The organism is Allobosea sp. 05T422_2 (genome assembly GCF_056396265.1).
Genome location: NZ_JBFTLD010000095.1, coordinates 1 through 21,782, shown reverse-complemented (window position 1 = coordinate 21,782; position 21,782 = coordinate 1). Strand labels below are relative to the sequence as shown.

Sequence of the window (21,782 nt, the reverse complement as noted above, 5' to 3'; positions counted from 1 at the left end):
GCCCTGGATATAGGGCAGCGCGACATTCGCGATCGTCGTGTCGAGAGCCTGCATGATCACGGCGAGGATCACGCAGACGGTGATGGCGCCGCGATTGGCGACCACGGGGGTCGCCGCCGTGGCGACACCATCAGCCATTGTGAGTCTCGGTCTTGCCGAAGAGGTCCGAGACGAAGCTGGGCAGGCCGCGGGCGCGGCCGGTATCGACATCAAGCACGACGCTCATGCCAGCCCGCAACAGCGGCTTGCCGGCGGGCGTGTCGATCTTGACGCGCATGGCGATGCGCTGGACGACCTTGACCCAGTTGCCGCTGGTGTTCTGGGCCGGCAGCAGCGAAAAGCTTGCGGCCGAGGCCGGGCTGATGCTGTCGACCGTGCCGGTCCATTCGGCGCCGGGATAGGTGTCGACATAGACCCGCGCCTTCTGTCCCGGGCGGACCCAGGTCAACTCGGTCTCCTTGGGGTTCGCCTGGATCCAGACATGGTCGGCCGAGACCAGGCTGAAGCCGACGGTCGCGTCGGCAAGGTACTGCCCCTTCTGCAGCGAGGGCACATTGGTGACGATGCCGTCCATCGGCGCCTTGACCACGGTGTGATCGAGCTGGCGGGCAGCCTCGGCCCGGGCTGCGACGCTGTCCTTGTAGCGAGGGTGGTCCTCGATCGGCGCATCGGGATTGCCGTTCAGGCTGGCGGCGATACCGATGAGCTGGCTCTGGAGCTGCGCGAGCTTCTGCACGGCGCCATCGAGATCGTGCTTGGCTGAATCATAGGTCACCTGCGAGGCCACCGCCTTGGTCGCGAGGTCCTGCTGCCGCTTGAAGGCGGTGGTGTAGTAATCGATATCGGTCCTGGCCTGGGCGATCTTGCTCTGCATCGCCTTGTAGTTCGCCTTCTGCGCTTCAAGATCGTTGCGGACCACCCCAATCTGCGCGTTCGCCCGGTCGAGGGCGAAGCGGAACTGCGCGTCGTCGAGCTTGAACAGAACGTCCCCGGCCTTGACCTGCTGGTTGTCGCGCACGTCGATTTCGCCAACGATGCCGGCGACGTCGGTCGAGATGCCGACGATGTCGGCTTGCACATAGGCGTTGTCGGTCGACATGACCTGCCCGCCGACGACGTACCAGTAGCCGCCCGCGGCAAGCGCGACGGGCAGCAATGCGAAGAGGATGGAGCGCTTCAGATTGCGCGGCTTGGCGGCGGGAGCGGTGCTGGCCGGGGCAGGCGCCTGCGCCGTGGTCTCGGGAGCTTTAGTGACAGGGGCGGGCTGAGCCGAAGGCAGCCTCGGCTCGGGGCGGCGGATTTCGGTCACGTTGCTGGCCGCAGAAGGATCCGAGCCGTCGTTCCGGACGGGGTCGGGTTGTCTCGCTGTGTCATCCATCGGTCTTCGGTCCTACGGCTGGCGGCATCGCACAGGCCGCCGAGAGGTTCCCACGCATCGTCGTGAGCAGGGCGAGGAGCGCCTCGCGCTCGGCTTCGGAGGTGTCGGCGAAGGCCTCGGCGCGGGTGATCTCGCCGAGCTCGCGCATGGTCGCGAGGGTCGGCCCGGCCTTTTCTGTGAGGGAGAGCCGCCAGACGCGCCGGTCCGTGGCGTCGTGCCGGCGTTCGATCAGTCCGCAGCTTTCGAGCTTGTCGAGGATGCGGCCGAGCGTGATCGGCTCGACCTCGAGCAACTCGGCAAGGCCGCCCTGCCGGATGCCTTCATTCTTGTCGAGATAGGCCAGCACCTGCCATTGCGACCGGGTCAGCTCCAACCCGAACCCGCGGGCATTCTGCTCGAAGCGCTTGCGCAGCAGTCGCGCGACATCGTGCAGGAGGAAACCGACAGTGCGCGAGGGCTGCTCTTTGGTCAGGGCTTTAGGCATGCTGTTCATAAGCATCCATATATTATTTTAGCTTAGGTTCTGCAATGCGCCCGACTCGTCTGGCCAGTTTCAATGTCGCGTTCGCCTCGCCGGGGCATCGATATGCGGCTCAGCCCCCGCTCAACGCTCGGGCGGCATGGTCGAGCGGCATCACGTCGATTCCGTCCCGGAGTGGGTATGGCTCGACGCCCGGATAGATCACGATGCGTCGCTCGGGGGCGATATCCTCGCAAGCGTGATGAAATCCTCGCTCCACCTTCGGCGTGAGGCTGCGCTTGATCTCGATCGCCCAGGGCCGCCGTCCAGGCAGGGTCAGCACGAGATCGATTTCTGCGCCCGCAGCTGTGCGATAGAAGTTTGCCTGAGTGCCAGGTGGCACGGCGGCGATAAGAGTCTCGATCGCAAAACCTTCCCAACTGGCGCCGGCGATGGGATGTCCGAGGACGTCCTCCAGCGTTTCCAGGCCGAGGAGCGTATGCGTGATCCCACTGTCCCGGACGTATACACGGGGTGATTTGACCAAGCGCTTTCCGGCGTTGGCGTGCCAAGGCTCAAGGCGACGGACGAGAAGCAGATCGACCAGGAGATCGAGATAGGACGCGACCGTCTTGCCGTCGACGCCAAGGGAACGTGCCAGCTCCGCTCCATTCAGCAGGCCCGACTGATGATGCGCGAGCATCGTCCAGAAACGCCGCAAAGTCTCAGCCGGGATCCGAGGACCCAACTGCGGAATGTCACGCTCAAGATAGGTACGAACGAAATCCTGTCTCCAGCGCTGGCTCACGCGAGCGCTGGCGGCCAGGAAGCTGTCTGGAAAGCCACCTCGCAGCCATAACCTGTTMAGATCCTCCCGAGGGACCTCAAGACCGTTGATCGGCCCGAGTTCAAGATACGAAATCCGGCCCGCAAGGCTCTCGCCTGATTGCTTCAGAAGCTCGATCGAGGCCGAGCCCAGCAGCAGGAAGCGCCCTGTCCGGTGGCCGGCACGTCGACCACGGTCGATCAATCCTCGCAGGTTCTGAAAGAGGCCGGGCAGGCGATGCACCTCGTCAAGGATCACCAGCTTGTCTTCGTGGCCTGCAAGATAGAGCTCGGGCTCGGTCAGCTTGGCGCGATCGGCATCCGATTCCAGGTCAAGATAGATCGAGGGGCGCGTCTCACCTATTTCGTGGGCCAGGGTCGTTTTTCCGACCTGCCGTGGCCCCAGCAATGCGACCGCCGGATAGCTGTCGATCAGATGGGTTAGTTCAGAAGCAATGCGACGCGGTATCATCCTTGCAATTATGGAGGAGAATTCCCGATTTGCAAGGTAATCCGTTTCCTGAGGGAGTGAAAAGGATGAAGCCGACTGCGGCCGCGTTGACGAGCCGGTTCGCAAGATGATGCTCCCCGCGATCATCTGAGACAGCCCGCCGATCAAATGGCGCCGGCTCAGCGACCTCCCCCTTAGGGATGATGGTGCGCACGAGATCGAATGGGGTAGCTGGGATCCACACGATGACAGGCGGTGCGGGTTCACTCCACATCCTATCCGAGGCCATGCAATGAACGATCAAGCCCCGTCCAAGACGTTCCCCGTCGAGAGTGTACGCAGCCGGTTTCCGGCGCTTTCCAGGGTCGCCAATCCGCCGATTTATCTCGACAATCCCGCCGGAACACTGGTCCCGCAGCAGGTGATCGACGCCGTCGGCGCGGCCATGGCCGGTGCCAGCAGCAATCTGGGTGGGTTCTTTGCCGGTTCCAGGCGGGCTGACGCCATCTGGCTCAAGGCGCACCAGGCCGTGGCCGACCTGCTTGGGGCGGCATCCGAGCGCGAGATCGTCATCGGCCAGAACATGACCACGCTGACGCTGCATCTCTCACGCTCGATCGGCAGGCGGTTCCGGCCGGGCGACGAGATCATCCTCACCCGCATGGAACATGAGGGCAACGTCTCGCCCTGGCTGCTAATGGCGCGGGACCTGGGGCTGGAGGTCAAATGGCTGCCCTTCAACCGTGACAGCTGGCGCATCGAGCCGGAGGACCTCAGGCCACTCCTCAGCAACCGTACGCGCCTGCTCGCCCTCAACTACGCCAGCAACATGACGGGTTCCATCAACGACGTCGCCGCACTCACGGCCATCGCGAAGCAAGCCGGCGCATTGGTCTATGTCGACGCGGTTCAACTGGTGCCGCACCGGCTTCCCGAAGTCCACGCATTGGGCTGCGATTTCCTGGCCTGCTCGTCCTACAAGTTCTTCGGCCCGCACCTCGGCATGGTATGGGGGCGCGAGAGCCTGCTGGCCGAACTGGAGCCGTACAAGTGTCGCTGCGCCAGCGACGCCCTGCCGGAGCGCTTCGAAACGGGCACCCCGCAGACGGAGCTTCTGGCCGGACTTGCCGCGACGGTCGACTATCTCGAGTGGCTGGGTGAGGCCACCGGCCACCACGGAACGCGTCGCKAGAAGCTTTTGGGCGCTTACCGCAGCTTCGAGGCCTATGAGAACGTGCTGTCGCGCCGCCTGATCGGGGGGCTCCTGCGGCTGCCCCATGTCACCGTCCGCGGCATCACCGATGCGGCCTCCCTCGCTCACCGGGTACCAACAATTTCCTTCACGCATTCGCATGTCTCGACCCATGTCATCGCGAAAGCTCTGGCGGAGCAGGACATCTGCGCCTGGTCGGGGCACAATTATGCGCTCGAGCCTGCGCGCCTGCTCGGGCTCGACGAAGACGAAGGCGTCGTTCGGCTGGGTGTCGCCCATTACAACACGATCGAAGAGATCGACCGGACCCTTGCCGCGATCGCCAAGATTGTTGGGCAGGATGCGGCCATGTTAGCCTGAGTCCGGCGGCAGTACAGGCGGGTCACGCAGCTGGACGAGGACTGAGTGCGTTGAATCGGGAGATACACGCGGGCATGATCGCGGCATTCAGCTTGGATGCCGCTCGCGCAATCGATCGGTTTGACCGTTCCGACAGCCCCTATTTGCTTCTGGACGCGATCAACCGCATCGTCCCCTTCAAGCTAGCGATGTCGGTGGTCTATCGGCGCGAGGCCGCCCCCGTCTATGTGGCCGACACCTTCGCCAACCGCTCCGGAAAGCGAGCGCTCGAGCTTTACATCGCCGGCACCTACATCCTCAACCCGGTCTACAATGCCTATCTCAACGGGCTGAAGGCGGGCATCTATCGCTTGCGGGAGCTCGCACCGGACGCCTATTTCACCTCCGACCACTACCGGCACTTCAAGGTCCAACAACAGGTGGACGAGGAACTCGGCTACCGCACCTATGGCTGGCCGGCGGGGATGGAGGAGGTGGTCGTCGCCGTCGAACTCCCCCAAGACGAGATGGCGGAGATCAGTTTTTATCGGCTGGCCAGCCTAGGCGGGTTCTCCGATGCCGACTGCGAGGCACTGCGGACCATCGAGCCCCTGATAGGGGCAATCTACCRCCGAATCTGGCAGCATTGCCGCCAGGACAGCAAGCGTGACACGCATTGGGCCTCCTTCGACCTCTTGCTGGGCGATTTCGGCAAAGGGAAACTCAGCCCGCGCGAATGCGATGTAGCCCACCTGATCCTGAAGGGCCATTCGGGCGAGTCGATCAGCCGCAATCTCGGCATTTCGGTGACGACGGTGAAGACCCACCGCCAGAACCTCTACGCCAAGCTCGGCCTTTCCACGCAACAGGAGCTGTTCTCTCTGTTCCTGATGTCGCTCCAGAGGCAGGATGATGTGTCGAGCCGCTCCGGCGGAGCGGCAGGTATGGTCCCCGCACGCTGAACGAGACCGCCGGCCGCAGGCATGATCCAGCGGCGGGCGGCAGAACCGGCCTTCCTCAGCCCCTGGCGTCGCGGATCGCCGCGGAAATGCCATCCAGGCCCTCAGACAATTGCGTCAGCGTCGGCCAGCCAAAACCGACGCGGAAATAGTTGTCCGGCATCTCGAACCAGCGTCCGGCACCGACATAGGTGCCATGGACACTGTAAAGACGATGATAGAAGGTCGGCAGATCGAGCTTCACATCAGGCCTGATCCGCGGCAGGCAAACACAGCCGCCTTGGGGCTCGACCCATTCGACGAACTCGTCGCGTTCGATCCATGCCTTCACCAGCTCGAAGCCCTTGCGGATCAATAGGTTGTTGGGCTCGAGCCAGTCCCTGCGCTGGCTCAGCGCGATGTAGCCGACATACTCGTCGATCATGCTGCCCGAGATTCCGATCTGCTCCTTGGCGGCAAKAAAGAGCTGCATCAGCTTTGGATCGCGGCAGATCAGCCAGCCGATGCGGATACCCGGAATGCCATAGGTCTTCGACAGCGAGGAGACGCTGATCACGCGGGGGCTGAGCGTCGCGGCCACCGGTAGCATCTGGCCGAATGTCATCTCACGATAGGTCTCGTCGAACAGGAGGAAGCAGCCCTTCCTTTCGACGAGGGCGACGATGGCGTGCAGCTCGGCCTCCGAGATCATCACGCCGCTGGGATTATGCGGATAGGTCACCGAAACATATCTGGTGTTGGGCCGGATCGCCGCCTCGATCCGATCGATATCCAGGCGGAAGCCCGACTCGAAATCGAGATCAATGAAGGTGATGTCGCAGCCGATCGCGCGCGGCGTCTCGATGTTCGTCGCGTAGTTCGGGCGCACCACGACGAGATGCTGGTCCCTATCCAGAAGCGAGGTGGCGACCATGAAGAGGGCGGCCGAGGCGCCGGCCGTGATGAGGACGTCTTCTGCGTCGAGACCGGTACCGAGGCTCGCCACCGAATCCCTCAGGTCGATGCTGCCCTTATGATCGCCATAGCAGAGCAGGACGTCGTCCAGCTTGACGTTGAGTTCGCCCAACCTGCGGTCGGCGACCGAACTTTCTGACAGATTCCGACGGATCGTATCGTATCCGAGCTGCTCTGGCGCTTCAATTTCGATCGGCATGCGCACGAATTTCAAGACCGGCCTCCCAGGCAAACGAGCACGATGCCGGGAAACTACGCAGCCTCCTCACCCCCGCACCATCCTCCCTCAGGGGGATAACACCCGCGCCGGAAACGCTGGAATAGTATGCCGGCTAGCTGTGTGCGGGGGGCGACGCTCTTCGGCACGACTTCGAATATCGGCGATAATCAAAGAAGGGGAGCCGCTATGACGATGAGGAAATTGGTTCTTTCGGCAGCGTTCGCGGCGGTCAGCGCGATCGCGACAGCGACTGCCCAGGCGGAGACGCTGCGGGTCGGCATGGAATGCACCTATGCGCCGTTCAACTTCCGCGCGCCCGGCGGCGAGATGACCGGCTATGACGTGGACGTCGCAAAGGGCGTCGCGGAACTCATCGGCGCCGACCTCCAATATGTCTGTCAGCAATGGGATGGCATGATCCCTGCGCTGCTGACCAACAAGTTCGACCTCATCGTCGCATCGATGTCCATCACCGACGAGCGGCTCCAGAAGATGGACTTTTCGGTCCCCTATCGCGTCTCGATCGGGCGGTTCCTCGGTCCGAAGGGGAAGGATCTCAAGCTTTTTGACGACAAGGGTAAGCCGATACAGAGCAGCTTCAAGAACCTCGCGGTCGGCGTCGAGCGGGCGTCCACCTACGCGAAGTGGATCGAAGCAAAGCTGCCCGGCGCCAATATCCGGCTCTACGACGGCGCCCAGGCCATGCTGCTCGACCTGCGCAACGGCCGTGTCGATGTCGCCATCACCAATCCGATGAAAGCCTATCTCGAATTCCTCAGTACTKATCAGGGAGCGAAGTTCGAGTTCGTCTCACCCGCCATCGACGAAAAGGAGTATTTCGGCACGGGCGTGGGCATCGGGATCCGCAAGGGCCAAGAGGATCTCGTCAAGCGCGTCAACGGCGCGCTCAAGACACTGATCGAAAACGGCTCGCTCGAGAAATACGGCCACAAATACTTCCCCTTCTCGATCAGTCCCGAGAACTGGAAGGGCGTCGGCATCAACTGAACATGGCCGATGGCGGTCCGGCCGTGCCGGTCCGCCATGATCGGGGGGAATGATACATGGCCGCACTTTCCGGCTGGTGGGACGATTTCTTCTTCGGGACCGTGATGGTCCTGAAGGTCTTCACAGCCTCGCTGGTCCTCGCTGTCATCTTCGGATTGCTTGGCGCGAGCGCCAAGCTCTCCCGCAATCGGGCGGCGCAGGTTCTCGCCAAGGCCTATACGGTCGTCTTTCGCGGCACGCCCGAGCTAGTGGTTCTGCTGCTGTTCTATTTCGGCACGGCCGTGGTGCTGACCCGGATTGCCCAGATCTACGATCCGCAGATCAAGTTCGTCGACGTCCCGCCCTTCTGGGCTGGCGCGATCGCGATCGGGCTGATCGTCGGAGCCTATATGACCGAGACGTTCCGGGGCGCCTTCATGGGTGTGGCGCACGGCCAGGTCGAGGCGGCCCACGCGCTGGGGCTAACCAAAGGCCAGACCTTCTTCTATGTGCGCATGCCGCAAATGTGGCGGCTCGCGCTGCCGAACTTTGGCAATCACATGCTGTCGATCATGAAGGACACCGCCCTGATCTCGATCGTCGGGCTGGAGGAAATCGTCTTCGTCGGCCAGATGGCGACCGCCGTCACCCATAAGCCCTTCCTGATGTTCATGACCGTGGCGCTGATCTACCTCGCCATCACGACGGTCATCACCATCCTGACATGGTGGCTGGAGCGGTATGCGAACAGCCATTTGGAGAGGGCGCGATGAACWTCGACTTCAACCTCATCCTGTCGAGCTTGCCGCAGACCGCCGCGGGGCTCGGCATTACGCTCAAGCTGATGGCCTATTCGACGGCGATTGGCCTGGTGCTTGCCGTTCTGATCCTGCTGATGCGCATCAGCGGCCGCTGGTACCTCGCCTGGCCGGCCATGGGCTATATCTACTTCCTGCGTGGTACGCCGATCCTGGTGCAGATCTTCATCATCTATCACGGGTTGCCGCAACTCGACTTCGTCCGGGAAAGCGTGCTGTGGCCGGTGCTGCGCGAGCCTTTCGGCTGCTGCGTCGTCGCGCTCTCGCTCAACAGCTCCGCCTACATATCMGAAATCCTGCGGGGCGGCGTTCTGGGGGTCGACAAGGGCGTCAACGAGGCGGCGAGAGCGCTTGGCCTGAGTGCCCCGCAACGCTTCATCTATGTCGTGACGCCGATCGCCGTGCGCCTCGCTTTGCCGGCTTATAGCAATGAGTTCATCTCAATGATGAAGGCAACGGCCCTGGCGAGCACGGTCACACTTCTCGATATCACCGGCGTTGCCCGCACGATCGTGTCCAACACCTTCGCCCCGTTCGAGATCTTCATCGCGGCGGCACTGATCTACCTGGCCATGGCATGGGTCTTCCAGGTCGGCTTTGGCAAGCTTGAAGATTACCTCGGCAAATACATGAAGAGAGGGGCATCCGCATGACACCGCCGGAGCAGATCGTTCTGGACAATGTATGCAAGCAATTCGGGTCGTTCCAGGCGCTGAAGAATGTCAGCCTCACCGTCGCCAAGGGGCAGAAGTTGGTCGTATGCGGGCCGTCCGGCTCGGGCAAATCGACGATGATCCGCTGCATCAACGGATTGGAGACGCATGACAGTGGCCGCATCACGGTCAACGACGTCGTTCTCGAAGGCGAGCGCAGCTCCATCGCCGTGCGCCGCGAGGTCGGCATGGTGTTCCAGAGCTTCAACCTGTTCCCGCATCTGACGGTGCTGAAGAACCTGATGCTGGCCCAACGCCTCGTGCGCAAGAAGGATAAGGCGGCCGCGCGCGATACGGCGATGACCTATCTCACGCGCGTGCGCATCGCCGACCAGGCCGACAAGTATCCCAGCCAGCTTTCCGGCGGCCAGCAGCAGCGCGTGGCGATYGCCCGTGCGCTCTGCATGAACCCGCAGGTCATGCTGTTCGACGAACCGACATCGGCCCTTGATCCGGAGATGATCTCGGAGGTGCTGGACGTGATGAGCGACCTCGCCCGCGACGGCATGACGATGGTGTGCGTCACCCATGAGATGGGCTTTGCCCGGTCCGTGGCGGACAAGATCATTTTCATGGACGCCGGCGAGATCGTCGAGGCCGCCGCGCCCGAGGACTTCTTTTCGAAGCCGAAGAGCGAACGCGCGCGGCAATTCCTTGGCCAGATCCTTTCACATTGAGCACAGACATGACCGACCCCATCGCTTCCGAACTCCTGTCATTCGCCCAGCAACTCGCCGACGAGGGCCGCGCCATCGTCTCCGAGGCCTTGCGCACGGCCCACAAGATCGACATCAAGGCCGACCAGAGCTTCGTCACCGCCACCGACCGCGCCATCGAAAAGCGCCTGCGCGAGCGCATCGAGGTCGCCTATCCCGACCACGGCATATTGGGCGAGGAATTCGGCTCGCACGGGCTGGATCGCGAATTCGTCTGGGTCATCGACCCGATCGACGGCACCGCCGCTTTCATTGCCGGAATCCCGGTCTACGGCATCCTGATCGGGGTCGCGCGCGCAGGTCGCCCCTGGCTGGGGCTGATGGACCTGCCGGCGACCGGCGAGCGCCTCTCCGGCATTTCCGGCGCCGGCGCGGAGCATAACGGCCGACCTATTCGCTGCAGGCCTCGCAACTCGCTGGAGCAGGCCTTCCTGACGAGTTCCAACCCCCGCTTCCTGACTGAGACCGAGCGGAGTGCGGTCGACCGGCTGGATCGGACGGTCGCCTTCACCCAATACGGCGGCAGCTGCTATGCCTATGGCTGTCTGGCGCGCGGCAATACCGACATCGCAGTTGACGGCGGCCTGGACGCCTTCGACGTCTTCGCCCCGATCGCCATCATCGAGGGAGCCGGGGGCGTCGTGTCGGACTGGTCCGGCAAAGCCATCGACCTTTCGTGGAAGGGACAGATCGCCGCCGCCGGTGACCGCACGCTGCACGGGCTGGCGCTCGCGCAGCTCAACCCTTCTTCCTGATCGACCCGTCTGTCTGGCCCTTGAACGAGATGCGCCGGCGAGACGGTATCCGGGTCGGTTGAGCCCCCCGCGCCGGGCGCGCTCATTGCCTTGGGGCTCCAGCCCTCACGGCAAGCGTCGTCGAAGCGCGCCATGAGTTCAGGAGATTTGATATGAACCACGATTGGTTGCGCGCCATCGCGGAACAGTTCGGGAGCACGGGGGGGCTGCGGCAGCTTGGCGGCGAGCATGACCTGAACTTCCGCGCTACAGCCCCGCAAGGCGATATTATCATCAAGGCGATGCGCGCTCATGGCGATGCCGCTCTGGTCGAGCAGCAATGCGTGGCCATCGCTCACGCCCTCTCGGCCGATCCCACGCTGCCGCTGCCGCAGGTGTTACCGGCACGGGACGGTCGTGCCTGGCAGCATGTCGCGGACGACCGCGGGCAGCCGCGGATGGTGTGGGTCCAGCGCGCGCTTGAAGGCATCCCGATGGGCGAGGCAGGGCCGCAGCAGCTAGCGGTCCTGTCGTCGTTTGGCGCACTGGCGGCGCGGCTCGATCTTGCGCTTGCCCGGTTCGAGGGGGCGGCCACGGCGGATGCGGCAAAATGGGACCTGACGAAGGCGGGGTGGATCGGCGCGCATCTCGATGTACTCGGAAACGGCGCGCGTCGCCGGCTGATCGAGGACATCCTGGCCGATTACGAGGCCGCACTCCCGTCGCTGAGGGCCTTGCCATCGCAGGTGATCCATAACGATCTCAATGACTTCAACATCCTTGTCGTGCCGGGCCTCGCGGAGCCGACGCGCATCAGCGGGCTGATCGATTTCGGCGATATGGCGGTCGGCCCGAGGGTCTGCGAACTGGCGATCGCCGGCGCTTATGCGATCCTCGACCATGAGACGCCCGAGGCGGCCCTTGCGGCATTGGTCGCCGGCTATCACAGCGCCTCGCCGCTGACCGCAGCCGAGACCGACCTGATCTGGCCGCTGCTGCGCACGCGCCTTGCCGTCAGCGTCGTGAACTCGACGATCGAAGCGGCCGGACGCCCCGGCGACGCCTATGTGACCATCTCGCAGGCACCCGCCTGGCGGTTGCTGGAGAACGCAGCGCTCGACGGCGCGCACATGCGGGCGCGCTTGCGCGTCGCATGCAGACTGCCGGCAACCGACTCGGCAGACCGCGTGGCCGCCTGGCTCGACCGGCAGAGGGGAACCTTTGCCGCGGTGATCGGCGAGGCACTGGACGACCTATCCGTCGGCCAGCTCTCGGTAGCGACGAGCACGGTGCCTCAGGACCCGTTCAACCTGCGTAAAGACGAGGCCCGCCATCTCGGTCCGCGCAAGGGTTCGGATAGGAGCCGCTGGCTCGGGCAATATGGCGAGCCAAGGCTGGTCTACACCGACCGGGCCTTCCACAAGGGACCGTGGCGGGCGTCGAACCGGCGTACCATCCACATGGCCATCGACATCTTCGCTCCGGCGGGGCACCCGGTCCATGCGCCGCTGGCGGGGAGGGTGGCCATGGTGGAGAACCGCACCGGCCATCTCGACTATGGCGGCGTTGCGATCCTCGAGCACCAGACCCCCGAGGGCGACGTCTTCCATACGCTCTACGGCCATCTCGACCCGGCTCTGTGCGAGACGCTTCGTCCCGGCTGCGAGGTGACTGCGGGCGAGGTGTTCGCGCGGCTGGGAACACCCGACGGGAACGGCGGCTGGGAACCGCATCTGCATTTCCAGCTCGCCCTGACGCTGGACGGAATGGGCCATGACTGGCCAGGCGTAGCGGACCCGGACGACTGGGAGCTCTGGCAGGCAATCTGCCCCAATCCGGCGGCGCTGCTCAATCTTCCGGACGACCGGGCCGCCTATCGGCCGATCGATGAAGCCGCGTTGCTGGCCGAGCGCAAGGCCCGGTTCGGCGCCAATCTCAAGCTCAGCTATCGGCGCCCCGTCACCTTCCTGCGCGGCTGGCGCCACCACCTCTTCGATGAGATGGGACGGCCCTATCTCGACGCTTACAACAACGTTCCCCATGTCGGTCATGCGCATCCACGCATCCGGACCGTTGCCGCCGACCAGCTGGCGCGGATGAACTCCAACACACGCTACCTGCACCCGGCTCAGGTCGCGCTGGCCGAGCGCATTACCGCGAAGTTGCCCGAGGAGCTGGAGATCTGCTTCTTCGTCAATTCGGGTTCGGAGGCGAACGAACTCGCGCTTCGCCTCGCACGCGCGGCCAGCGGCGGCTACGACATCGTCACGCCCGATCACGGCTATCACGGCAACACCACCGGTGCGATCGACATCTCGGCCTATAAATTCAACAAGCCGGGCATGGGCGGCCGCAAGCCATGGGTGCAGCTGGTCGACGTCGCGGATGATTATCGCGGGCGGTTCCGACGCGACGATCCCGACAGGGCGCTGCGTTATGCCGCGCAGGTCGACGAGGCTCTGGCAGCGATCGAACGGCGAGGCGGCAAGGTGGCCGGCTTCATCGCGGAGACTTTCCCGAGCGTCGGCGGCCAGATCATCCCGCCGCCGGGCTACCTCGCGCAGGTCTATGAGCGCATCCGTCGGGCCGGTGGCATCTGCATCGCCGATGAGGTGCAGACCGGGCTGGGCCGGCTCGGCGACTTCTATTTCGGGTTCGAGCAGCAAGCCGTGCGGCCCGACATCGTGGTGCTGGGCAAGCCGCTGGGCAACGGCCATCCCATCGGTGCAGTGATCACGACCCGCGCCGTTGCCGACCGTTTCGCCGAGGGACCGGAATATTTCTCGACTTTCGGCGGCTCGACCCTGTCCTGCTTGATCGCTGCCGAAGTGCTCGACATCGTCGAGGATGAAAGGCTGGCGGCCAACGCGAAGGCAATGGGCGAGCGCCTGCTCACCGGTTTGCAGGCGCTGGGCGAGAAGTACCCGGTCATCGGCGACGTCCGCGGCCTCGGCCTATTCCTGGGCGTCGATCTGGTCACGGATGGCGACAGCCGCACCYCGGCGACGGCGGCCGCGGATTATGTCGTGAACCGGTTGCGCGACATGCGCATCCTGATCGGGCGCGAAGGACCGGCGGACAACATCCTGAAGATCAGGCCGCCTCTGACAGTMGAGGCCGAAGATGTCGATATGCTGCTTGCTCGGCTGGATATCTGCCTGCGCGAAGTGGAAACAGCGCGATACTAAAGCAAACTCCGAGACGCCCTATGGCGTGACGATCGCCATTCTCGCCGCGCAAGGGCTCGGCATCGGCCTGGTCAACCCCTTCGTCATTGCCGATCGCATGATCGGCGGCATCGCTGTGCGCCCATTCGAGCCGTCGGTCCATTTCCGGGCGCTGCTGCGCCCGCCCGACGGCGCGAACTMACGCCTCGGCGCGGATTTCACGAGCGAATTTTTTGCCGTCCGCAATGCGTTCCTGGTCGCCGATTGAGAGGCAGGCTGCGGGGGCTGGCCGCAGGCTCGCGCGCGAGGCCCGTTGCCCGGCAATGGCGATCGTCACGGCTTGATGCGCCGACGCATCGTCTCGGCCGATGGGGCAGGCGCTCCGAGCGGACTGACATCCGTGTTTCGTGCTCGGCCCTGTGGGAATGCCGGCATCCATGGGCGGCTCGCGCTGCCCCGGCGAAAAGACGCCGGGACAGCGCGAACCTTGGGTTTCTCAGCGAGGCCGGAGCGATTCCAGCTCCTTGAGGCGCTTCATCGCGGCCTGCTGGTTGAGCAGCCCGTAGTTGATGCCGCCGGCATTGAGCGAACTGCCGGACTGGTAGGGATACTGGTCGAAGTCGGAGAAGAACTCCTTGATCTTCCCCTGTATGGGCACGAGCAGCCACATGTTCTGGGCCAGGAACTTCATGGCTTCGCCGCCTTCTTCCAGGCCGCGCTCGTAGGGATCCATGCGCAGGTTGGTGATCATCGCCCAGGCCGTGACCTCGCGTGTGCCGGTCGCGATATTGCCCTTGGCCTGGGCAAAGCTGAGCTTCCAGTCGTTCCAGCGGATCGCGTTGAGATTTCCGGCCTGATCGAAATACATCAACGCGTCCCGGGGCGCGGTTTTGACCTCGCCCCTGAAATAGGGCCCGAAATCAAAGCCATCGAGATGGACCTTGAAGGTCTTGGTTCCCGCGGTGAAGCCGGCCTTCATCTTCTCCTTGATGTCTCCCGCCCCGGCGGCGGCGCAGAGCGTCGGGAACCAGTCGATCAGCGAGATCGTGTCGTTGTACTGTGTGCCGGGTTTGATCACGCCGGGCCAGCGCACCATCATGGGAATGCGCATGCCGCCTTCCCAGGTCGTGCCCTCTCGCTCTTGAACGGCGTCATCGCGCCGTCCGGCCAGAGCGCGAGCTCGGCGCCGTTATCGGTCGTGTAGATCACGATCGTATTGTCGGCGATGCGCAGATCGTCGAGCTGCTTCAGGAGTTCGCCGACCATGCTGTCATGCTCGACCATGCCGTCGGCATGGATGCCCTTGCCGGTCTTGCCCATCGATTCCTTCTTCAGATGGGTGAAGACATGCATGCGGGTCGAGTTGAACCAGAGGAAGAAGGGGCGGTTCGCCTTCACCTGCCGGTCGATGAAATCCTTGGCGCCGGCCAGGAATTCCTCGTCGACGGTTTCCATGCGCTTGGTGTTGAGCGGCCCGGTATCCTCGATCTTGCCGTCGGCGGATGACTTGATCACGCCGCGCGGGCCGAACTTGCGCTTGAACTCCGGGTCCTTCGGATAAAAATAGCCCTCGGGCTCCTCCTCGGCATTCAGGTGGTAAGATTGCCGAAGAACTCGTCGAAGCCGTGCCGCGTCGGCAGGTGCTCGTCGCGGTCGCCGAGATGGTTCTTGCCGAATTGCCCGGTCGCGTAGCCCTGCGTCTTCATCACGTCGGCAATGGTCGGCATCCAGTCCTGGATGCCGTGCGGGTCGCCCGGCATGCCGATGGTCAGAAGACCGGTGCGGAACGGCTCCTGGCCGAGGATGAAGGAGGCGCGGCCGGCGGTGCAGCTCTGCTGGCCGTAACTGTCGGTGAAGATCGCGCCTTCCTGCGCGATACGGTCGATATTGKGCGTGCGGTAGCCCATCATGCCCATGGTGTAGGCGCTGATCTGGGGAATGCCGATATCGTCGCCGAAGATCACGACGATGTTGGGCTTGCGCCCTGCGGAGCCCGCCGGTGCCGCGGGCGCGGGCTGCGCCTGGGCGATCGCGGCCGAGCCCGACAGCCCCGCCGCGGCGAGCGCTGTACCCCCGAGCAGGATGCTGCGGCGATCGACGATTTTTTCAGTATTACCCGGGAGTTCAGCCGGCGTAGCCTTCGGATTCATAGCAAAATCCCTTCATATGCAGCAGAAACAGCGGAAGGAGATAGCGGGGTCCAAGCAGAGGTACTGTGCCCGCTGACTACTTCATGCGCAAGAAGGGGAGCCTTTGCTCGTCCTGCAGAGGGCGAATGCCAGCGCTGCTACGGGCGTGAGCGCGGCCGTTCGACCGGACGCAATCGGATGCCTCAGTCATTTGGGGCAATGGCCGCCGCAAGAGGAGTGCCGGCTTGTCTCGATTGGGCGCCCCAGCGGATTCAGGCCGGGAGCGAACGGACCCGATAGGCGCAGCGGCGCGCACCCGCCGGGATATGCTCGATGCGCTCGACCTCGACATCTGGCCCGAGAACGGCGCGGAAGATCGCCAGCTCCGAACGGCACAGGCCCTGGCAGGCGGTCGCCGCCGCGCAGATCGGGCAATGGTTCTCGATGAACAGGAAGCGGCCGGGCTCCTCCTCGGCAATCCCGGCCATATAGCCTTCGCGGCTGCGGATTTCGGCGAGCGCGGCCAGTTTGCGCCGAAGTGGGCCGCCGTCACCGACATGCGCGCGATAGGCGGACAGGCAGGCCTGTTCGCGGTGAGCGATCAGCTGCTGCAGCCCGGGCTCGCCAAAGACAGTCCGGACGGACTGCAGCAGGTCGAGCGTCAGGTCGGAGTGACGGTCGGGGAACCGGTCATGTCCCTGCCGCGAGAGCTCCCAGTATTTCTTCGGCCGGCCACGCCCTTCCTGCCGGTCATGGCTCGTCACCAGGCCGTCGGCTTCGAGCTTGAGCAGATGCTGCCTTGCGCCCGCCGGGGTCATGTCGAGCCGCGCCGCGATCGCCGCAGCCATCTGCGCGCCGCGCGTCTTCAGATGGAACAGCATCCGCTCCCGGCTGCGCTCGTCGCCCTGGCCTTGGCTGTCGTTGTCTTGACTCATGGCWCTCAATTTAGATAGCAATTGGTTTCTAAATTAAATCACCTTGCGAGTCGATGCAAGGCGTGGCGCGCCGCAGGCGGGGACAGACGGACATGGATCGGGACGCGTCTGCCACGCAATGGCGGGATCTTCTGGACTGGGCATGGCTGCCGACGCTCGCGATCCTGATGAGCGGCGTGCTGCTGCAGTCGATGAACTCCCTGCTGCTGACCACGGTGCTGCCTTCGATCGCCGCCGAACTCGGCGGCGCCGGCATGCTGAGCCTGCCCGCGACCGCCTATGTCGGCGCCTCGATCGTGGCGGCCAGCGGGGCTGGCCTGCTGACGACCCGATACGGCGTCCGGGACACCTTATGCGTCGGGGTGGTGATCTTCGGCCTGGGCGCGCTGGTCTGTTCGTTCGCGGCGAGCATGAAATGGGTCATCGCCGCGCGCCTTGTCCAGGGTTTCGGCGGCGGTCTCGAAGTCGGGGCGGCCTATACCGCGGTCCGGGCGATCTTCCCGCCAAGGCTCTGGCCGCGGGTCATCGCGCTGATGGCGACGAGCTGGACGATTTCCGTCTTTGCCGGGCCGCTCATTGGCGGCCTGTTCGCACGCGCCGGACATTGGCGCGGCGCCCTCATCGTGACGGTGATCCTCTCGATCATCCTGGCGGTGGCTGCCGCGCTCGTGCTGCCTGGGAACCGATCGGCAGAGCGCTCCGACGCGTCGCGCCTTCCTGCCGGTCGGATCGGACTGATCTGCCTGGCCATCACGGCGATGTCGTCGGCATCGCTCGTCCAGGCGGGCAGCGCCAAGGCAGGCCTCATCCTTGTGGCGGTCGCGGCGCTCGCCCTGATGCTGCGGTTCGACCGCGAAGCACCGGTGCGCCTGCTGCCGAGCGATGCGTTCTCGTTCAGGACCGAGACCGGCATCGGCCTCTGGCTCATCCTGTTGCTCTGCATCGCCTTCAGCCCGCTGCACATCTATCTGCCCATTTTCCTGCAAAGGCTCCGCGGCCTCGATCCGCTCGAGGCCGGGTTCATGGTTGCTAGCGGGTCGCTGGCCTGGACGATCGCGTCCGTGCTGGTCTCCGGCTTGACCGGTCCCTGGCCGAGGCGCCTGCTGCTCTCGGGCCCGGTTCTCATGGCCGGCGGCCTGATCGCGCTGGGCCTGCTCCTGCAGAGCCCGGCGCCGAGCTACGCCCTGATCCTCGCCGTCGTCGTGCTCGGCATCGGGATCGGGCAGGCTTGGCCCTTTGTCGGCCCGACGATCATGAACGGCGCGAAGCCGGGAGACGAGGCGGCGGCCGCCTCCGCCGTCCCGACTATCCAGCAGACCGGGCTGGCCCTTGGCGCGGCGTTGGCGGGCGTGGTCGCGAATGCCAGCGGCTTTGCCTCGGCCGTCTCCGAAGCCGAGATCGGGAATGCGGCCTTCTGGGTTCCGGCCTGTTTCGCCATCGCCGCCGGCCTGGCATGGCTGGCGAGCGTCCGGCTCTACCGGCAGCGGCGCGCCAGTCCCGGCTCGGGAGCCGGGACGTAGAGCAGTCCCAAGCGCGCAGCTGCTCTCGCTAAGTTGAAGCGACATAACGGCTCAAGGCTTCACTCATCGGACCCAATTCGGTATCCGCTGCGATGATCTAAGCGGCTGTGATTGCATCGGCTTTCCCAAGAGCTGCAATCCATCGCGCCTGCCGATGCTTGAACACCGCCGCCGGGAGGTCACGCTGGAGCCGCATTTGGTCAACACAACCCGATGCGCAAGCGTACGTGCCAGGTCAGGACATCGCTATGTACTTGTTCTCGTTAGCAGCGGCCGTCTGCGCCATCGGGTGTATACTTGTCCATTACGAGTTCCTGCGTTTGATATCGGGCAGCGCGGCGCATCTTTCCGTCGCGCCAAGGCAGAGAATTGTCTTCGTTGTTGCCGGAAGCATGGTCAGTCATCTCATTCAGATCCTGATTTTTGCGCTGTTGCTTTGGCTGCTCTCCGTTGCCGTGAATGAAGAGGTGTTCGGGATCGGCATTCCCGTGTCGTTCCAGCAATCGCTCTATGTCTCCTTTGAATCCTACGCCTCGCTCGGCAGCAGCAACGCGCTGCCCTTCGGCCCCTTGCGGATTTTCATCGGCGTCGAGGGGCTGGCGGGGCTGGTGGTGATCGGCTGGACCTCGGCCTTCACCTATTGGTGCATGACGCAGTACTGGAACGACCACTGAGGCCGATCGTGTCGCCTGGCCGGCAAGGGCGATGAGGCAGAGGCTGATCAGATCTGGAAAGTCTCATCCTGGCAATGGCTTGGATGGCCTGATTCGCGTGATACCTGACATCCGGTCCGGCTGGGCGAGGTCCGGAGCGGGCCTGGCGGCCTTGCCGGGCGCGCTCGCCGGTCCCGCGTCTCAGCGCTGTCCGGCCAGGAGAGGCGCCAGCAGCGTGATGCCCTTCTTCACGGCGTCGAGGTCGAGGCCGGCATAGCCGAGAATGAACCCGGCTTCGTGGGGCCGGGGCCCGGCTGGATCATAGAGCGGCGAGACCGGATAGAGCCCGACGCCGGCGGCGCGTGCGGCCGCGACGATCCCGGACTCGCGCTCGGCCGCGACATCCGTGAGCCAGGCGACGACATGCAGGCCGGTATCGGCGCCTTCGATGGTCACGATCGGCCCAAGCTCCTCGGCCAGGGCCTGGAGCAGCACGGCCCGTCGCTCGGCATTGCTCCGGCGGATGCTCCGGACATGGCGCTCATAGGCGCCCTCGCTCAGGAGATCGGCCAGCGCCTCCTGCTCCAGGAGAGGCGTGTGCCGGTCGGTCAGGCGCTTCGCCTCGACAAAGGGGGGGGTAAGCGACGGCGGGACGACGAGATAGCCGAGGCGCAGCGCCGGCGAGAGCGTCTTGGAGAATGTCCCGGCATAGATCACCGCGTCGGGCTCGAGCGCCTGCAAGGGCGGGATCGGCGCGACGTCATGCCGATACTCGCCGTCATAATCATCCTCGATGATCGTGGCGCCGCTGTTTGCAGCCCAGGCCAGCAGCGCGCGCCTGCGCGTCGCCGAGAGAACGCTGCCGAGCGGAAACTGGTGCGAGGGCGTGACATAGGCGAGCCGAGCCGGGGGCAGGGCATCGGTCACGAGCCCATCCCGGTCGACCGGAACCGGGCGGGCGATGCCGCCGGCGGCCGCGAAGGCGTGGCGGGCGAGCAGATAGCCGGGGTTCTCGATCACGAAGGCGTCGCCGGGATCGAGCAGCAGTCGCGCGCAGAGATCGAGCCCCTGCTGCGAGCCGTTGACGATGATGATCTGCTCGGCCGAGCAGGTGATGCCGCGGGCCCGCCAGAGATAGCCCTGCAGCGCACCGCGAAGCGCAGGCGCTCCTTGCGGATCGCCATAGCGCAGCCGCCGGCTGCGTCGCAGGCTGACCCTGTTCAGGGCGCGGCGCCAGGCGAGCACGGGAAAATCGGCGCCGGAGAGATCGCCATAGCGGAAATCCGCGATCGAGGCCGGCTGCGTCGCGGCCGGCCGGGGCAGGGCGAGCAATCGCTGTGCGAAATCCGAAAGATGCCGAGGTGCGGAGAGCCGCGCCGGCACCGGCGCTGCCGCGCCAAGCCCCTTGGCCACGATCGGCCGCGCGCCGGCCCGACTGAGCAGGTAGCCCTCGGCGATCAGCTGGCCATAGGCGAGTGTCACCGTCGTGCGGGACGCGCCCCATTCGGCAGCAAAGGTCCGGGTCGACGGCAGGCGGTCGCCAGGCTGATAGGCGCCGGCATGGATCTGCTCCTTGATTGCCGCGATGATCCGGCGCGCGACGCCGTCAGTGAACTGGACCACATCAAACCTTCGAAACTGGCCGTTTCCAGAAAGCCAGGTTGGGCGCATCTCTCTTCGCAGCACAAGGAGTTCCAGAAATGTATACCCCGCCAGCCTTCCGTGACGATGACAGGGACAGCCTGCGGGCGACGATCCGCGCCTCCAGGCTCGCCACTCTGGTTACCGGCACCGTCGATGGCGTGCTGGCGACGCCCTTGCCGCTCTTCCTCGAGGAGAACGAGGGCGAGCATGGCGTGCTCTACGGCCATCTCGCCAAGGCCAACCCGCAGGGCCGGACCACAGCGCTGGGCGAGGCGCTCGCGATCTTCATGGGCCCGGACGCCTATGTTACGCCCTCCTGGTACGAGACCAAACAGGAGACCGGGAAGGTCGTGCCGACCTGGAACTATGTCGCGGTCCATGCCTATGGCCCGATCGAGTTCTTCGACGACGCGACGCGCCTTCTCGACGTCGTGACCCGCCTGACCAACCTGCACGAGGGCGAGCGCGCCAAGCCCTGGACGGTGTCCGAGGCCCCGCCCGATTTCGTGCAGGCGCAGCTGCGCGGCATCATCGGCCTGCGCCTGCCGATCACCCGGCTGGAGGGCAAGCGCAAGCTCAGCCAGAACCGCAGCCCGGCCGACCGCGCCAATGTCGCGGCAGGTCTCGCGGCGAGCGACCGCRCCACGGATCGCGAGGTCGGAGCGCTCATCCCCGCTTGAGCTTGACGGGGGGCTGCTCGACGCCGTGGAGGATGTCGCTCGCATGTCGCGGACCTCGCCAGTCCCTTGCCGATCGGCTATCCCAATCCTGCCGTCTCGATGCGAGGACATGCCATGGCCCGGGCCTATAAGGTCGTCGATGCGTTTTCCGCCAAGCCGCTGCTCGGCAATCCGGTGGCGGTCATTCTCGATGGTGCGGGGCTGAGCGACGCTGCGATGCAGGCGATCGCGCAGTGGACCAATCTGTCCGAGACCACCTTCGTGCTGCCGCCGACACGCAGTGACGC

19 protein-coding genes and 2 pseudogenes are annotated in these 21,782 nt (G+C 64.8%); 13 read left to right on the top strand and 8 right to left on the bottom strand.

Annotation, left to right across the window (positions count from 1 at the left end; translation table 11 throughout):
- The 4 genes and pseudogenes from AC1DJT_RS17650 to AC1DJT_RS17635 form a co-directional block, all read right to left on the bottom strand.
- Positions 1 to 210: pseudogene (locus AC1DJT_RS17650) on the bottom strand (EmrB/QacA family drug resistance transporter); the annotation flags it as partial.
- Positions 131 to 1,309: an HlyD family secretion protein gene (locus AC1DJT_RS17645; protein WP_441507578.1), complete on the bottom strand. Its 1,179-nt coding sequence runs from the start codon at positions 1,307 to 1,309 to the stop codon at positions 131 to 133. The gene AC1DJT_RS17645 and the pseudogene AC1DJT_RS17650, both read right to left, overlap by 80 nt.
- Before the next feature lie 61 nt (positions 1,310 to 1,370).
- Positions 1,371 to 1,862: a MarR family winged helix-turn-helix transcriptional regulator gene (locus tag AC1DJT_RS17640; protein ID WP_441493369.1), complete on the bottom strand. Its 492-nt coding sequence runs from the start codon at positions 1,860 to 1,862 to the stop codon at positions 1,371 to 1,373.
- Between the two features lie 109 nt (positions 1,863 to 1,971).
- Entirely contained in the window at positions 1,972 to 3,135 is a 1,164-nt protein-coding gene (locus AC1DJT_RS17635; RefSeq protein WP_441507621.1) for an ATP-binding protein, read from the bottom strand.
- 271 nt (positions 3,136 to 3,406) lie between these two features.
- On the opposite strand from AC1DJT_RS17635, the gene AC1DJT_RS17630 reads away from it, so the two are divergent.
- Entirely contained in the window at positions 3,407 to 4,687 is a 1,281-nt protein-coding gene (locus AC1DJT_RS17630; protein ID WP_476834541.1) for a cysteine desulfurase-like protein, read from the top strand.
- A gap of 74 nt (positions 4,688 to 4,761) precedes the next feature.
- Entirely contained in the window at positions 4,762 to 5,628 is an 867-nt protein-coding gene (locus tag AC1DJT_RS17625; protein WP_476834540.1) for a helix-turn-helix domain-containing protein, read from the top strand.
- Positions 5,629 to 5,683: 55 nt separating this feature from the next.
- On the opposite strand, the gene AC1DJT_RS17620 is transcribed toward AC1DJT_RS17625, so the two are convergent.
- Entirely contained in the window at positions 5,684 to 6,784 is a 1,101-nt protein-coding gene (locus tag AC1DJT_RS17620) for a pyridoxal phosphate-dependent aminotransferase (protein WP_476834543.1), read from the bottom strand.
- 207 nt (positions 6,785 to 6,991) lie between these two features.
- On the opposite strand from AC1DJT_RS17620, the gene AC1DJT_RS17615 reads away from it, so the two are divergent.
- From AC1DJT_RS17615 to AC1DJT_RS17585, 7 genes are all read left to right on the top strand, one after another.
- Positions 6,992 to 7,807, top strand: a complete 816-nt coding sequence (locus AC1DJT_RS17615) for a transporter substrate-binding domain-containing protein (RefSeq protein WP_476834539.1) — start codon at positions 6,992 to 6,994, stop codon at positions 7,805 to 7,807.
- Between the two features lie 56 nt (positions 7,808 to 7,863).
- A complete protein-coding gene (locus tag AC1DJT_RS17610) occupies positions 7,864 to 8,559 on the top strand; it encodes an ABC transporter permease (RefSeq protein WP_441507574.1) in 696 nt (231 codons plus the stop codon).
- Positions 8,556 to 9,257, top strand: coding sequence for an ABC transporter permease (locus AC1DJT_RS17605; protein WP_476834538.1), 702 nt, complete (start codon positions 8,556 to 8,558; stop codon positions 9,255 to 9,257). Before AC1DJT_RS17610 ends, AC1DJT_RS17605 begins: the two co-directional genes overlap by 4 nt.
- Entirely contained in the window at positions 9,254 to 9,994 is a 741-nt protein-coding gene (locus AC1DJT_RS17600; RefSeq protein WP_441507572.1) for an amino acid ABC transporter ATP-binding protein, read from the top strand. The genes AC1DJT_RS17605 and AC1DJT_RS17600 overlap by 4 nt, the downstream gene beginning before the upstream one ends.
- A gap of 8 nt (positions 9,995 to 10,002) precedes the next feature.
- Positions 10,003 to 10,788: an inositol monophosphatase family protein gene (locus AC1DJT_RS17595; RefSeq protein ID WP_441507571.1), complete on the top strand. Its 786-nt coding sequence runs from the start codon at positions 10,003 to 10,005 to the stop codon at positions 10,786 to 10,788.
- Positions 10,789 to 10,940: 152 nt separating this feature from the next.
- Complete coding sequence (locus AC1DJT_RS17590; protein ID WP_476834537.1) at positions 10,941 to 13,955, top strand: aminotransferase class III-fold pyridoxal phosphate-dependent enzyme; 3,015 nt, start codon at positions 10,941 to 10,943, stop codon at positions 13,953 to 13,955.
- Between the two features lie 25 nt (positions 13,956 to 13,980).
- Positions 13,981 to 14,202, top strand: coding sequence for a hypothetical protein (locus tag AC1DJT_RS17585; RefSeq protein ID WP_476834536.1), 222 nt, complete (start codon positions 13,981 to 13,983; stop codon positions 14,200 to 14,202).
- A 228-nt stretch (positions 14,203 to 14,430) separates the two neighbouring features.
- Here AC1DJT_RS17585 and AC1DJT_RS17580 read toward each other — a convergent pair.
- Positions 14,431 to 16,084: pseudogene (locus tag AC1DJT_RS17580) on the bottom strand (arylsulfatase).
- Positions 16,085 to 16,335: 251 nt separating this feature from the next.
- Positions 16,336 to 16,998: a helix-turn-helix transcriptional regulator gene (locus AC1DJT_RS17575; protein WP_441507568.1), complete on the bottom strand. Its 663-nt coding sequence runs from the start codon at positions 16,996 to 16,998 to the stop codon at positions 16,336 to 16,338.
- A gap of 92 nt (positions 16,999 to 17,090) precedes the next feature.
- Between AC1DJT_RS17575 and AC1DJT_RS17570 the strand changes: the two genes are divergently transcribed.
- Entirely contained in the window at positions 17,091 to 18,518 is a 1,428-nt protein-coding gene (locus tag AC1DJT_RS17570; RefSeq protein ID WP_476769265.1) for an MFS transporter, read from the top strand.
- Between the two features lie 158 nt (positions 18,519 to 18,676).
- On the top strand, positions 18,677 to 19,192 hold the full coding sequence (locus AC1DJT_RS17565; RefSeq protein WP_476832750.1) for a two pore domain potassium channel family protein: 516 nt from the start codon (positions 18,677 to 18,679) through the stop codon (positions 19,190 to 19,192).
- Between the two features lie 180 nt (positions 19,193 to 19,372).
- Here AC1DJT_RS17565 and pdxR read toward each other — a convergent pair whose 3' ends face one another.
- Complete coding sequence (gene pdxR / locus AC1DJT_RS17560; RefSeq protein ID WP_441507565.1) at positions 19,373 to 20,794, bottom strand: MocR-like pyridoxine biosynthesis transcription factor PdxR; 1,422 nt, start codon at positions 20,792 to 20,794, stop codon at positions 19,373 to 19,375.
- A gap of 77 nt (positions 20,795 to 20,871) precedes the next feature.
- On the opposite strand from pdxR, the gene AC1DJT_RS17555 reads away from it, so the two are divergent.
- A complete protein-coding gene (locus AC1DJT_RS17555) occupies positions 20,872 to 21,495 on the top strand; it encodes an FMN-binding negative transcriptional regulator (RefSeq protein ID WP_476834535.1) in 624 nt (207 codons plus the stop codon).
- A 99-nt stretch (positions 21,496 to 21,594) separates the two neighbouring features.
- On the top strand, positions 21,595 to 21,782 hold a 188-nt coding region (locus AC1DJT_RS17550), incomplete at its 3' end, for a PhzF family phenazine biosynthesis protein (protein ID WP_476834542.1).